Below are 13,565 nucleotides of genomic sequence, written 5' to 3'. Positions count from 1 at the left end.
GTCCATGGTTGGTCACACCGCGGGCGGCACGGCGCTCATACGATGTTCATCTTGGCTGCTGGGCATGGTCGTCCCGGAGAACGGCGCTTGCCCTGCCGGCTGCTCGCCGGGACATCGTGGTTGTCACCGTTCCCAATCCTGCCAGCACCGCGGCCACGATCATGGCTCCGCGATAGCCGGAGGCGACCGCGGAGGCGGTCGGATACCCGCCGGTCGCGGTGAACGCTGCCGAGGCCACTGCGACGCCGAACGCCGCGCCCACCTGGCGGACGGTGCTGAACAGACCCGACGCTGTACCGATGTCGGCGGGCTTGACCGAGCCGACGACCGACTTGGTCAGTGCGGGCACGGCGAACGTGAAGCCGACGGCCACGACCGCCATGGCCACCGCCAGTATCGGGTACCCGGGACGCGAGAACACCGCCGGGATGGTCGTGCCCGCCGTCTGCAGCGTCATGCCGATCACGATCATCGGCCGGGCGCCCACACGGTCGGTGGATGTGCCGGACCGGGGCCCGAGCGCAAGGGGTGCCAGTCCGAGCGGCAGCAGGCGGAGCCCGGCGACCAGCGGACCGTCGCCTTGAGCGTTCTGGAAGAACTGCGCGGTGAAGAACACCAGGGCTGTCAACGACGCCGACTGGAGGAAGATGCCGGCGATGCCGGACGCGAAGGCGGTGTCGGTGAACAACCGCAGCGGAATCAGCGGCCGGCTCGCTCGACGCTGCCAGGCGAGCAGGGCGACCATGGCCACGCCGCCGAGCACCAGTGAGCCGACCACCGCCCTGTCGCCCCAGCCGTCAGCGGCGGCGCGAACCACACTCCAGACCAACGCCAGCACGGACGCACCGCCGAGGACCAGCCCGAGCAGGTCCGGCGCACGCCGCCCGCCCGGCCCACCGCCCTGAACGTCGCGGATGCGCAGCAGCACGGCTACCGCGGCTGCTACCCCGATGGGTACGTTGACCCAGAAGATGTACGACCAGGAGAGCATCTGGGTGATGACCCCGCCGAAGACCGGTCCGAGCACGGTGGCGAGGCCGGTGACCGCGCCGAACACGCCCTGCACCCATCCCCGTCGTTCGGTTGGGAAGGCGGCGTTGATCAGGGCGAGCGCCGTGGGCATCGTCACGGCGGCGCCGATCCCCTGCACCGCCCTGGCTCCGACGAGCACTGCTCCGTTCGGCGCGAGCGCGCAGGCCACCGACGCTACGGCGAACAGCAGCAGACCGCTCGCGTACACCCGTCGCCGGCCCCAGCGGTCTCCGAGCGCCGCCGCGGTCATCAGCAGTACGGCGAAGGTGAGTGTGTAGGCGTTGATCGTCCAGTCCAGTGTGGTGATCGAGGCATGCAGCGCGACCCGTAGTGTCGGCAGGGCCGTCGTCACCGCGAACAGGTCCAGAATCACCAGGAACGAACCGACACTCGCCAGCGCGAGCGTCCACCGCTGATCGGCGGTCAGTCGGTTCGAGGGCGGTGCCGTGAGTGTCGTTGGGGATGACATCGGTCTCCTCGGGGTGGCCAACAGTGACATTGCCGGGTAGACCCGCTGGACGCCGAAAACCGGGCGCGCCCGGTTTTCGGCTCGGCCGGTGTCATCACAACTGGACGATTATGCGAGTTCGGACGCAGCGAGGACGGGGCCATGGACGAGGTGTTGCTGTCAGGAGCACGCGAGGGCGACGCGGAAGCGTTCGGCAAGCTCACCGAGCCGTACCGGAGAGAGCTTCAGGCGCACTGCTACCGGCTGGTGGGTTCGGTCGCCGAGGCCGAGGACCTGGTCCAGGAGACGCTGTTCGCCGCCTGGCGCGCAATCGGCGGTTTCGCGGGGCGCTCCTCGATACGCACGTGGCTGTACCGGATCGCGACCAACCGCTGCCTGAACGCGTTGCGCGACCGCAGCCACCGGCCGCCTCCGGTCGCCGCCCCGCCCCCGGTTCCGCTGCCTGAGCCGAACCGGCTCAGCGAGGTACCGTGGCTCGAACCCTGTCCCGACACGCTGACCGGGTTCGGCGAACCGGTCCCCGGCCCAGAGGCGCGTGTGGAGATCCGCGAGGCCGTGTCACTCGCGTTCGTCGCCGCCGTACAGAGCATGCCGCCGCGCCAACGGGCCATCCTCGTGCTGCGCGACGTGCTCGGTTACCGTGGCGCCGAAGTCGCGGAGATGCTCGGCACGACCGTGGACGCCGTCGCGAGCGGCCTCAAGAGGGCACGCGGCGCACTGGCGAATCGCGAGAGGTCAGCACACCCGCCGCTGCCGAACTCCCCGACCGAACGCCGCGTCATGGACGCGTTCGTCACCGCCTTCGAGCGGTGCGACGTGCCCGCGATGGTCGAGTTGCTCACCGACGACGCGTGGTTCACCATGCCGCCACTGCCGCAGGAGTACCGAGGCCGCGACGCCATCGCTGACTTCTTCGCCGAAATCGGCTTCGTGCACGGCACTCGGCGGTTTCGCCTCATTCCGATCAGAGCCAACGGCCAGCCCGCATTCGGCCGCTATCTGCGCGACCCCTACGCCGGCATCGCGCACGGGCACGGACTGACCGTGCTCACTCTCGACGGCGGCCGCATAAGCCAAATTACGGCCTTCCTCGGCACTGGCGTGTTCCCGCGATTCGGCTTGCCCCGCACCCTGGCCGACAACGGATGAGCCCTGCGCTTGCCGAAAACTCCATCCATACTGGTCAGGAAGGGCCGCCGACGAGCAGGCCACAAGATCGCCAGCTGTTCATGTCGGCTCGTTGTCGGCTCGGCGGTTCCGAACCGCATCGGCACGCGGCGGCACCGTGCGGCACGAGAATCGGGCTCGATGCGGACGGATCGACACAGGCCGACACTGAGCAGGCCGCTCCGATACGACGGTTTCGGACTTTTAATCCGTAGGTTGTGGGTTCGAGTCCCACGCGACCCACTAGCCCTGACCAGGGCAAACGCGAGAACGTCCCAGTTTGCCTCCTGCCCGGCGTGCGCCGCTTCGTTCCCCTGTTGGCTCGATGTTGGCTCGGCGGCTCGCTCCGGGCCTCCAACCATCCCGCCCAGGCCCGAGAAGCGGCACCTCTAGGCCCCTACAAGCTGGGACACATCGCCCACAGCAACCGGCAGCCGAGCCTGTGGGGCTTCATTATCCCGATTCGGGGCCTGACCTGCCGTTTCCTGATCGGGATCATGCTGTGGTCGGGCAGGCTGGGTCGCCATGGTGTGGTCGCTGTTGTGCGACCTGACCCGCAACTCGCTGGGCGTGATGCTGCTTCGGCTCCGCGGGGATACCGGCCAAGGACGTCGAGATCCTGGCGTTACGCCATCAACATGCGGTGTTGCGGCGGCAGGTGAACCGTCCTGCTCTCCAACCGGCCGATCGGGTCCTGCCGGCCGCGTTGTCGCGGCCGCTGCCCCGGTCGCGCTGGAACACGTTCATGGTGACGCCCGCGACGTTGCTGCGGTGGCACCGGGAACCGGGTCGCCAGGAAGTGGACCTACCCGCACAAGGCGCCCGGCCGGCCACCGGTCCAGCGAGAAATCCGCCAGTTAGTGCTGCAACTGGCCGGCGAGAACCTGGGGTGGGGTCACCGGCGCATCCACGGGGAGTCGATCGGGCTCGGTTACCAAGTGTCGGCGGCCACCGTGTGGCGGATCCTGCGCCGCGCCGGTGTCGATCCGGCACCGCGACGGGCCGACGCGTCCTGGACCACGTTTCTGCGTGCCCAGGCCTCCGGTGTTCTGGCCTGCGATTTCTTCTCCGTCGATACCGTCTTCCTCCAGCGGATCCACGTGTTCTTCGTGGTGGAGATCGCCACCCGGCGCGCCCACGTGCTGGGCGCTACCCGCAACCCGACGGGCGCCTGGGTGACGCCGCAGGCTCGGAACCTGCTGATGGACCTGGACCAGAGCGCTCAGCGTTTCCGCTTCCTCGTCCGCGACCGGGACACCAAGTTCACCGACGCCGTCGTCGCAGCGGTGCTCAGGATCTACGCCGATCATTTCAATGGTCACCGTCCGCATCGCTCCCTGGGACAACGACCGCCTACTCCCCCACCCGAACCGACTCCCATCAGCAGCAACGCCGACATCCGCCGGACACGCCTCCTCGACGGTGTGATCAACGAATACCGCAACGCCGCATAGCGATCACCACGTCTGAAGCGACACGGAGCCCCAGGCCAAAGCCAGAATCCGGATATCGAAGCCCCACACGGTCAGCCGCTTGTTCGAGTTAGGCGCTGCGGCGGTGCAGACTCCAGATCGCGATGCCCAGCAGGGTGGCGGCGAGGCCGATGAACAGCGTGGCCTCGATGATCTGGAAGGTCCAGAAGCGGTCGGCGGGCTGGTAGACGACCTTGAGGCGCAGTCCGATGCCGCGGAGATAGGTGTCGATGGCGGCAGGGTTGTTGAGCGAGTCCATCTTCTGGTTGATCTGGGCGTTCTGCACGGCGGAGAGCGCATGGCCGGAGCTGTCGACCAAGTGCTGACCGAGGACCCAAGCGCGTGGACCAGGCGTGTTCGGAATGCTGCCCGGCCCCATGGTGTGGTTGCCGGTCGGGTCCAGCAGGCGGGTTGCTGGGGTCTGGTAGTGCTGCCGGAGCCCGTACTCCACTGGGAGGCGGACGGCGAGGAACGCGACGAACGCGGCCACGATCGCCGGTACGGTGCGGCGGATCAGCAGCCCGGCCAAGACGCCCAGCGCGAAAGCGAAGAGCGTGTATCCGGTGAGCGAGAGCCCTTCGAGGTCGAAGGCGCCGGGGGCGAACCTGCCCGATACCTGGTCCATCGGGCTTCGAAACCAGCCGAAGACGGCACTGAGGGCGAGGGTGACCACGGTGATCGCGGCGCTGATCAGGACGAGCTTGGCGGTCAGCCAGCGGGTCCGGGGGACGGCCTGGGTCCAGGCCAGCCGCCAGGTCCCGTGCTCGTACTCGCGCCCCAGCAGGCCCGCGCCGACGATCGCGCCGATGAGGCCGGGGACGGGGCTGAACCAGCTGAGCAGGTGATTGGCCAGGTCGTTGAACTGGTTCATGAACGTGGTCAGCACGTTCTGGCAGTGGTCGCCGCCGGTGCCCCGGGCCAGGCAGGCGCCGACGCCGTCGCTGCTGTAGGCGGTGCGCATCGACTGGCCGTAGGGCAGGAAGACCACCGCGGTCAGGCCGACCAGTACCAGGCCGGCCAGCAACTGCATGCGGTGTTGACGCCAAGTGAGCCAGATCATGCCGACACCGCCGGTCGCTCGAGGTAGGCCAGGATGAGTTCTTCGAGCCCGACCGGATGCGCCTGCCACGCGGGGTGGAAGTCGGGCCGGTCGGCCGCGGTGCGGACCAGCAGGTCGGTGTGGCGGTCGCTGTGGACGGCGCGGACGACCCCTGGAACCGCGAGGTCGGCGCCGGTGCGCGGCCCGGTCAGCATCCGGTGGTCGGCCAGGACGTCGTCGATCGCACCGGTGAGCTGGACGGTCCCGTGGTTGAGCAGGACCAGCCAGTCGCAGACCGGCTCCAGGTCGGCGATCACATGGGAGGACAGCAGGACGGTGATCTGGTCTTCGGCGACGGCGGCCATCACCGCCCGCATGAAGTCGCGGCGTGCGATCGGATCCAGGTTGGCCAGCGGCTCGTCCAGCACCAGCAGCGCCGGGCGCTTGGCCAGCGCCAAGGCCAACGCGACCTGCGCCTGCTGGCCACCCGACAACGCGCCGGCGCGCTTGGCCAAGGGGATGTCGAGTTCGGCCAGCCGCCGCTCGGCCAGCGCGCGGTCCCAGTGCAGATTCAGCGAACGTCCCATGCGCAGTAGGTCGGCGACCGAGAACCCCTGATAGAGCGGGTGCTCCTGGGCGACGAAGCCGACGTGGGCCAGCGCCTCGGCCGACCCGCCTCGGGCGTCCTGCCCGAAGACCTCGACGGTGCCTTGGGTCGGGCGCAGCAGTCCGGTAACCAGGTGCAGCAGCGTGGTCTTCCCGGCGCCGTTCGGGCCCACCAGGGCAATCACCGAACCGGCGGGCAGACAAAGGGAGCAGTCCCGCAACGCCCACGTGGCGCCGTACCGCTTGCCCAGCCCCTTGGCCTCCAGCGCCGGCTTCATGCCACGCCCTCCGCCCGCAGCTCGTTGCGGATCGTGGCGAACATGGCCGTGACCATGTCGTCGTCCAGCCCGGCGGCGTAGGCGTCGCGGACCCACTGCTCCAGCGAGCGGCGCAACCGGGCGTAGGGCCCCGGGGCGACCGGCTCGACGGAGGCGGTGATGAAGGTGCCCTGTCCCGGCCGGGCGGTCACCATCCCTTCGTTCTCCAGTTGCCGGTAGGCCTTCACCACCGTGTTCGGATTGATCGCCAGAGACGCGACGACCTCCTTGACGGTCGGCAACTGGTCCCCGGCGCTGAGGTAGCCCAGCAGCAGTCCCTGCCGCACCTGCTGGACGATCTGCAGGTAGGACGGGACGCCGCTGGCTCCGTCCAGCCGAAATTGGAACACGACCAACCACCCTTTTACTATGATGTTAGTGAAAGAGTAGTTACTGCGACGGCTCGGCGTCAAACTCCACGGCCTGGCACCGACATACCGCCACCTGGAGGCGAGAGGGACGTCCAGCTGGAAACTGCTCGTTCCGTGATAGGGATGGTTCGATCCGATGCGCCGCGCATCGCGGTCTATCGGCAGGGGCCCGCTCTGCGTTCAAGGGCTGGTGGCGGCCTCCTTTCGTGGGCGGTGACGGTGTGCCGTCATGACGGCAGGACGGCGGCGAGGCGGTCCGGGGCCGTCTCGACGCGGGCGGGCAGGTAGGGCGGCCGGGCCCGCACCACGGCGGCGGCCGCGGCCACCAGGTCGCCGTGAGGGCCGTCGCCGGACGCCGCGGCGTGCGCGTCGGCCAACTCCTGCAGGGCGTCGGTGAAGGACGTCCCGGGGACGCCGCCCTCGCCCGCCAGGACGTCTTGGGGAATCCCCAGGACGCCCTTGACCTCCAGGACGTCCTCGATGGCGTCGAACAGGTCGTCGACGTCCACCTCAGCGTCACCGGCGCCGGTCGCGAGGGCGGTGGGCGGTTTCGTCGCCGAGGCCTCCGCCGCGGTGGCCGCGACGTTTCCGTCGCCAAGGGTGCACGAAGGCAAGCAGCACAGATCGCTGTCCGGGAACTATCGAGCAGCTCCGTCAACGAAGCCCCTGAGGCCGCCTGCAGTTGCCGAAAACTTCGTCCGCGCAGGTCAAGCGGCATATTGGCATCAGATCGCCGTGCTGGAGCGCCAGCTGGCCGGGAAGAGGATGCGGTTCGCTGCGGCGGATCGGGCGCTTCTGGCGGCGTTGCTGCACCGCGGTTGCCTCCCGCCGCGTTGCGGCGGATGCGGTACCAGCAGCCGGATCGAACGGACGGTCGCTGGACGGCCCGCACGTTCAGACAACGTCTGGGCGGCATCCTCAACGAGTACGAGGGGCGCGCTCATGACATCCGTCCAGCACCAGCCGAGCTTGCCGCGAACACCAGATCAGGACGTTGCCCGGGCTGGGTCCCGTCAGTGAGATCACGATCGACCGCCTGCCCTGCGAGTTCGGCGTACGCGGATCTGCATGACCAAGTCGACGACGACCACCAACGGGGCTGCCGCGCAAGCGATGTAGAGCAAGATCAGCGGCAACCCAGGACGCGGGCGGATGCCGATCCCAGGGACCGGGTCTGAGTTGAACGCAAGCGATGGCTTTACATGGTGCCAGCGCGTGATCTCCAGGTACATCAGGTACCAGGAACCGAGCCACACCGCGCCGCCAAACCACTTCGCGTAGCGCATCCCCCGAGGATGCTGCCACCGAGGACGCACCGCAAGATGCCGCGTACCGGTGGATTTGCCCCCTGTCCCTGCCGAAAACCTCATCCGCGCAGATCAGGCATGTTCGTACTCGTTGAGGGTTCCGCCCAGACGTTGCCTTCTTCGGATGTTCAGGTGGGCGATCCGGTCTGGTTCGTTGATCGATGGAGGCAGCGGCTGCAACGGTGCGCCTGCCGAAAACTCCATCCATGCTGGTCGGACGGGGACGCCGACGAGCAGGCCATAGATCGCCAACGGTCCATGTCGGCTCGTTGTCGGCTCGGCGGTTCCGAACCGGATCGGCACGCGGCGGCACCGTGCGGCAGGAGAATCGGGCTGGATGCGGACGGATCGACACAGGCCGACACTGAGCAGGCCGTTCCGATACGGCAGTTTCGGACTTTTAATCCGTAGGTTGTGGGTTCGAGTCCCACGCGACCCACCAGCCCTGACCAGGGCAAACGCGAGAACGCCCCGGTTTGCCCCTGCCCGGCGTGCCCCGCATCGTTCCCCTGTTGGCCCGATGTTGGCTCGGCGGCTCGCTCCAGGCCTCCAACCATCCGCCCAGGCCCGAGAAGCGCTACCTGTAGGCCTTGTCCCTGCCGAAACCTCATCAGCGCAGGTCAAGCGGCATGTTCGTACTCGTTGAGGATTCCGCCCAGACGTTGCCTTCTTCGGATGTTCAGGTGGGCGATCCGGTCTGGTCCGCTGATCGGCGGAGGCAGCGGCTACGACGGGCGGGCGTTGGCGATGTCCTGATGCGGGCGATGCTCCTTGTAGAAGGTCTCGAACTAGCACGTGGAGCGGGTGCCGGCGTCACCCACGCTGCGCTCGGGTGGGCGGCGGCGCCCAGAACCCGGATGCGGCGGGTGTGGTGCTCGATCACCGCCAGCACGTACATGTGGGCGCCGGTGAGGGTCACGGTCTCCAGGAAGTCACACGCCAGCAGCGCCTCGGCCTGCGAGCGCAGAAGGCCGGCCCAGGTGGTGGCGGAATGCTCGGGTGCCGGGTCGATACCGGCGTCGTTGAGGATCTCCCAGACGGTGGAGGCCGCGACCTTGACACCGAGCACCATCAGTTCGCCGTGCACCCGCCGGTAGCCCCAGCCCGGGTTCTCCTGCACCAGACGCAGCACCATCAGCCGGATGGAGCGGACGGTGGGCGGTCGGCCCGGCCGCCTGGGTCTGGACCGGGCGGCATGCCGACCCGCAATCAGGTCCCGGTGCCAGCGCAGCACCGTGTCCGGCGCACCAGCAGCCGCATCCGCCGCAGCACCCCGGAAGGCAACCGGTGCAGCAGCACTGCCACAAACACCCGGTCCGCCGTAGTGAATCGCACCCGCTTCCCGGCAAGCCGCCGCTCCAGCACGGCGATCTGGTGCCGCAAACACCAAGATCTCGGTGTCCTTGTCCCGATCGGTCATTGGAAGCAGACGCAGCACCGCGAACGCGTTGGTCACGGTCATGTAGGCCAGTCGCAACAGCACAGCCTCGCATCATCCCGCGACGACCGCCTCGCCACGACCTATCCCTGCGACTGATCAAGCCCTGCGCCAGAGCCCACACCCTGAAGGTCTCACCTGCACGTAATTTCCGGCAGGCACAGGGCCGCCGATGCTCACATCGACGCGCGGCGATGACCCGGTACCGCTTCCACGGCGGCAGGACCAACACCCTTCATCCTCAGTTCCAACATGCCAGACCGAAACGTGCCAGACCGAAACGACACCACACCAAACATCCCATCAGACCAGCGGCCTGAGCAGCCAGACACCGCAGAGCCTGTCGCGCGCAGCTGCTATGACAGCCTGTCAAGGCTGCCTTTCAGGGCCTCGGTGATCCGGTGGACGTCGATTTGGGTGGTGCGCCAATTGCTGAAGGCGGCTCGAAGTGCGGGCACCCCGGCATAGGTGGTTGGGGTTAGGAACGCTTCCTCCGCCAGTGCAGCGGCGAGGTCGGCGAGTCGCTCAGCAGTGGGGTCCTCCGCCAGGGTGAAGCAAACGACGTTCAGGCGAACCGGTGCCAGCAGGCGGAGTCCAGGGATCGTTTTGATCGCCTGGCCAAGAGCGCATGCGCAGGCGATATTCCGCTCGACGATCTCACGGTGCCCGTCCCGTCCGTAGGCCCGCAGTGTGAACCAGGCGGCGAGGGCGCGCAGGCGCCGGGAGTTCTCCGGCGTGAGGTGGACGTGGTCGGGGGTCTCGCCGAGCGGGCCGAGATAGGCGGCGGCGTTCTGGAACACCCGCACCTGGAGATCCTGGTGGCGGGTGAACTGCACGGCGCTGTCGTAGGGGACGTTCAGCCATTTGTGCAGGTCGATGCAGATGGAGTCGGCGGCGTCGAGTCCGGCGACCAGGTCCGCGTGGTCCGGTGACAGCGCCGCGAAGCCGCCGAAGGCGGCGTCGACGTGCAGCCAGAAATCGTGGCGTTCCCGCAACGCGGTGATGGCGCGGAGATCGTCGTAGTCGACGGTGTTGACCGTGCCGGCGTTGGCGACGACGACACAGGGGCCTTCCACCTGCGTCAAGGCCCGCTCCAGAGCTACGGGGTCGACCGCCTCCCGACCCTGGACGGTCGGCACGGGGATCAGTGCGGTGCGGCCCAGGCCGAGCATCGACAGGCCCTTGGCGATGCTCGAATGTGGGCTGCCGGAAAGGACGGTGACTCGTCCCAGTGCCGCCGCGCCCTCTTCTGCCACGCTGACGCCCGCGCGCTGGCCGAGCCACTCGCGGGCGATGGCCAGGCCCACCGTGTTGGACATGGTCGCGCCGCTGACGAACGTCCCCTCATGGGCGGCGCCGAGGCCGAACAGGTCGCGGAGCCAGGCGATCGTCCGGCGTTCGAGTTCGGGGGCGGCGCCGTCGAGCGCCGAAGCGGGGTTCTGGTCGGCGGCCGCGGTCAGCCAGTCGCCCGCCAGCGCGGCCGGAGTGACGCCGCCGGTGACGAAGCCCAGGTAGCGGGGACCCGCGCTGGCCGAGAACAGCGGGGCCCACGTGCGGGCGAACTCCGCGAGCGTCGCCGCCAGCCCGGCGCCCTCCTCGGGAAGCGGTTCCGGGGCGGGCGCGCGAAGCGGCGGGACGACCGGCTGCTCGTCCAGGCGACCGAGCATCTCGGCCGCCTGAAGGCGGGTCGCCTCCAGCAGACTCGGCAGTTCCGCGAGATCGGTGGTGAGGCGTGGGTGCATGGGATGCTCCGGTTTCCGTGGTTCCAGACGGACCGTATCCAGAGCGGGGACGCGAAATGCTGGTCCAATACTGGCAAACTGGACCAGTGCGCATCACGGACAACCAGCTCGCCACCGCGCTGGGCGCCTGGCGCAGACCGGGTGCCGCCCTGGCCCGGGCGCTGGCCGACGCGGTCGGCGAAGCCGCTCTGGACGGACGGTTGCGGGTCGGTTCCCGGCTCCCCGCCGAGAGGCGTGCCGCCGCAGCGCTCGGCGTCAGCCGCGGCACCGTGATCGCGGCGCTGGACATCCTGCGCGATGAGGGGTGGGTCGACACCCGCCGCGGCAGCGCGAGCACGTTGCGGCTTCCGCTGGAGGCGACGACGCGGATCACGCCGTCTTCGGCCATGGGCGAGCACGGCGTCATCGACCTCCGCCGGGCGGTTCCGGCGGCGCCGCACGCGCCCTATCAGCGGGCCGTGGTGAGAGCGGCGGAGCGGTCCGGCCCGGTCCTGGCCGAGAGCGGGGAGACCGGCCCCGGGCTGCCCGAGCTGCGATCACTGATCGCGGACCGCTACACCGCGGAACGGCTCGCCACGCGGCCCGAACAGATACTGATCACCTCGGGCACTCGCGCGGCCCTCGCGCTGCTGTCGGCGCATCTGCGTCCCCGGGTCGTGGCCGTGGAGATCCCCACCTATTTCGATCCGCTGGCCGGTTTCCGAACCACCGGAACGCGCCTGGTGGGCTGCCAGGTGAACGCGGACGGCTGGGACCTGGACCAGCTCACCGCCGCGTTCCGGACCGCCGCGGGCGGGATGGCCTACCTCGTCCCCGATTTCCAGAACCCGACCGGCGCGCTCATGCCGCGAACCGCCCGGCGGACCGTGGCCGAGCTGGCCGAGCGGCATCACGTGACCGTGGTCGCCGACGAGACCATGCGCGATCTCGACCTGCGCGACGCCCCCGCGCCGGTCCAGCGGATATCCGGCTCCGTCCTCATCGGGTCCGCGGCCAAGACGATCTGGGCCGGCCTGCGGGTCGGCTGGATCCGCGGGTCGGCGGCGCTGGTCGGCGAGCTGGCTCACCATCCCCTGTGCGAACCGCTGTCGGCGGCGCCGATACAGCAACTGGTCGCCATCGAACTCCTGCGGGACCTGGAACCACTGCTGCGCGACCGGCGGGCCGTCCTGCGACGACAGCGCGACCACCTGAGCGGGCTGCTGGCCGGCGACGACCGCTGGCGGTTCACGGTCCCGCCTGGGGGTCTCGCGCTCTGGTTGCGCCTGACCACCATGCGGGCCGATCTCCTCACGACACGCGCCCGCGCACACGGGCTCGAACTCTCCCCCGGGCCGTCATTCGCCGCCGACGCGACCCACTCCCACCACCTGCGTCTGCCGTACACCCCGCCCATCAGCACGCTGAACCGCGTCGCCACCGTTCTGGATCTCGCATGCGGCGGTCGCGGCGCATAAGGAGCAGGGACTGTGCGCGTACGACCGCCCGCCCGTTACTGGACGGATGTCCGCACGGCCAGCGCGGCGATGAGGATCCCGGCGGCCATTCCCGTCACCAGCCGTCCCCGGTATCCGGTGGGCAGGCAGCCTAACGCCGACCGGTGAGGACCACCGCCATCCGCCAGACGGCGGACGCAGCGAACGCTGCAACGGCGAAGGCGGACCGATCGACAGCGTCGAAGGCCCCGAAGTGACCGCCGACGACGATGGCGGCGAAGTACCGGACCGTACCCGGGTTCATCACCGTGATCCCGATGAGCCGCAGACAGGCCCGTCCAGGTGACGACCCTGCGCTTGCCGAAAACTCCATCCATGCTGGTCAGGCGAGGCCACCGACGGGCAAGCCACAAGATCACCAATGGTCCATGCCGGCTCGGCGGTTCTGAACCGGATCGGCACTCGGCGGCACCGTGCGATACGAAAATCGGACTCAATGCGGACGGATCAACATAGGCCGACACTGAGCAGGCCCCTCCGATACGACAGTTTCGGACTTTTAATCCGTAGGTTGCGGGTTCGAGTCCCACGCGACCCACCACCCCTGACCAGGGCAAACGAAGGATTGCCCTGGTATGTCTCCCGCCCGGGATGCCCCGCTTCGTTCCCCTGTTGGCTCGACGGCTCGATCCGGGCCTCCAGCCATCCCGCCCAGGCCCGAGAAGCGGCACCTCAGGCCCCGCAAGCTGTGACACATCGCCCGCAGCAACCGGCAGCCGAGCCGACCAGAGAGGGCAACCGCGGACTCCCGCGGACGCGAATCCGCAGCCCTGCCAAGGACGTTGAGATCCTGGTGTTAGGTCATCAGCTTGCGGTGTTGCAGCGGCACTTGACGCGTCCTGCTCTCCAACCGGCCGATCGGGTCCTGCCGGCCGCGTTGTCGCGGCCGCTGCCCTGGTCGCGCTGGAACCGGCGAGAACCCGGGGTGGGGTCACCGGCGCATCCACGGGGAGTCGATCGGGCTCGGTTACCAGGTGCCGGCGGCCACCGTGTGGCGGATCCTGCGCCGCGCCGGTGTCGATCCGGCACCGCGACGGACCGACGCGTCCTGGACCACGTTTCTGGATGCCCAGGCCTCCGGCGTCCTGGCCTGCGATTTTCACCGTCGA

At 69.0% G+C, this 13,565-nt stretch carries 12 protein-coding genes and 1 tRNA gene; 4 read left to right on the top strand and 9 right to left on the bottom strand.

What is annotated here, in order from left to right:
- Positions 1-46: 46 nt before the first annotated feature.
- A complete protein-coding gene (locus tag J4557_RS36935) occupies positions 47-1,501 on the bottom strand; it encodes an MFS transporter (protein ID WP_208271447.1) in 1,455 nt (484 codons plus the stop codon).
- A gap of 141 nt (positions 1,502-1,642) precedes the next feature.
- Here J4557_RS36935 and J4557_RS36930 point away from each other — a divergent pair, with 141 nt between their 5' ends.
- From J4557_RS36930 to J4557_RS36920, 3 genes are all read left to right on the top strand, one after another.
- Entirely contained in the window at positions 1,643-2,650 is a 1,008-nt protein-coding gene (locus J4557_RS36930) for a sigma-70 family RNA polymerase sigma factor (RefSeq protein WP_208271446.1), read from the top strand.
- A 186-nt stretch (positions 2,651-2,836) separates the two neighbouring features.
- A tRNA-OTHER gene (locus J4557_RS36925) sits at positions 2,837-2,911 on the top strand.
- A gap of 617 nt (positions 2,912-3,528) precedes the next feature.
- Positions 3,529-4,122: a hypothetical protein gene (locus J4557_RS36920; protein WP_208271445.1), complete on the top strand. Its 594-nt coding sequence runs from the start codon at positions 3,529-3,531 to the stop codon at positions 4,120-4,122.
- An 88-nt stretch (positions 4,123-4,210) separates the two neighbouring features.
- Here the strand turns inward: J4557_RS36920 and J4557_RS36915 are convergent, their stop codons facing one another.
- The 8 genes from J4557_RS36915 to J4557_RS36880 form a co-directional block, all read right to left on the bottom strand.
- Positions 4,211-5,200, bottom strand: a complete 990-nt coding sequence (locus J4557_RS36915) for an ABC transporter permease (RefSeq protein WP_208271444.1) — start codon at positions 5,198-5,200, stop codon at positions 4,211-4,213.
- Entirely contained in the window at positions 5,197-6,063 is an 867-nt protein-coding gene (locus J4557_RS36910) for an ABC transporter ATP-binding protein (protein WP_208271443.1), read from the bottom strand. Before J4557_RS36910 ends, J4557_RS36915 begins: the two co-directional genes overlap by 4 nt.
- Complete coding sequence (locus J4557_RS36905) at positions 6,060-6,452, bottom strand: GntR family transcriptional regulator (protein WP_208271442.1); 393 nt, start codon at positions 6,450-6,452, stop codon at positions 6,060-6,062. The genes J4557_RS36910 and J4557_RS36905 overlap by 4 nt, the downstream gene beginning before the upstream one ends.
- A 248-nt stretch (positions 6,453-6,700) precedes the next feature.
- Complete coding sequence (locus J4557_RS36900; RefSeq protein WP_208271441.1) at positions 6,701-6,982, bottom strand: hypothetical protein; 282 nt, start codon at positions 6,980-6,982, stop codon at positions 6,701-6,703.
- Positions 6,983-7,495: 513 nt separating this feature from the next.
- Positions 7,496-7,759 carry a hypothetical protein gene (locus tag J4557_RS36895; protein WP_208271440.1) on the bottom strand — a complete coding sequence of 88 codons (264 nt, stop codon included), beginning with the start codon at positions 7,757-7,759 and terminating at the stop codon, positions 7,496-7,498.
- 93 nt (positions 7,760-7,852) lie between these two features.
- The gene (locus tag J4557_RS36890) at positions 7,853-8,083 is read right to left on the bottom strand and encodes a hypothetical protein (protein WP_208271439.1); all 231 of its coding nucleotides are present in this window, start codon (positions 8,081-8,083) and stop codon (positions 7,853-7,855) included.
- Between the two features lie 376 nt (positions 8,084-8,459).
- The gene (locus tag J4557_RS36885; protein WP_208271438.1) at positions 8,460-9,263 is read right to left on the bottom strand and encodes a hypothetical protein; all 804 of its coding nucleotides are present in this window, start codon (positions 9,261-9,263) and stop codon (positions 8,460-8,462) included.
- A 311-nt stretch (positions 9,264-9,574) separates the two neighbouring features.
- Positions 9,575-10,960 carry a pyridoxal phosphate-dependent decarboxylase family protein gene (locus J4557_RS36880; protein WP_208271437.1) on the bottom strand — a complete coding sequence of 462 codons (1,386 nt, stop codon included), beginning with the start codon at positions 10,958-10,960 and terminating at the stop codon, positions 9,575-9,577.
- 86 nt (positions 10,961-11,046) lie between these two features.
- Here J4557_RS36880 and J4557_RS36875 point away from each other — a divergent pair, with 86 nt between their 5' ends.
- Positions 11,047-12,417: an aminotransferase-like domain-containing protein gene (locus tag J4557_RS36875; RefSeq protein ID WP_208271436.1), complete on the top strand. Its 1,371-nt coding sequence runs from the start codon at positions 11,047-11,049 to the stop codon at positions 12,415-12,417.
- Positions 12,418-13,565: the final 1,148 nt, after the last annotated feature.

The organism is Actinomadura nitritigenes, from assembly GCF_017573545.1.
Classification (GTDB): Bacteria; Actinomycetota; Actinomycetes; order Streptosporangiales; family Streptosporangiaceae; genus Spirillospora; species Spirillospora nitritigenes.
The sequence above is the reverse complement of the archived record's forward strand: the minus strand, read 5'-3'. Positions and strand labels throughout refer to the sequence as shown.

Coding starts and splice junctions, on each gene's coding strand:
- J4557_RS36935 (WP_208271447.1), bottom strand. CDS start 1,501: ATGTCATCCCCAACGACACTCACGGCACCGCCCTCGAACCGACTGACC.
- J4557_RS36930 (WP_208271446.1), top strand. CDS start 1,643: ATGGACGAGGTGTTGCTGTCAGGAGCACGCGAGGGCGACGCGGAAGCG.
- J4557_RS36915 (WP_208271444.1), bottom strand. CDS start 5,200: ATGATCTGGCTCACTTGGCGTCAACACCGCATGCAGTTGCTGGCCGGC.
- J4557_RS36910 (WP_208271443.1), bottom strand. CDS start 6,063: ATGAAGCCGGCGCTGGAGGCCAAGGGGCTGGGCAAGCGGTACGGCGCC.
- J4557_RS36895 (WP_208271440.1), bottom strand. CDS start 7,759: ATGCGCTACGCGAAGTGGTTTGGCGGCGCGGTGTGGCTCGGTTCCTGG.
- J4557_RS36880 (WP_208271437.1), bottom strand. CDS start 10,960: ATGCACCCACGCCTCACCACCGATCTCGCGGAACTGCCGAGTCTGCTG.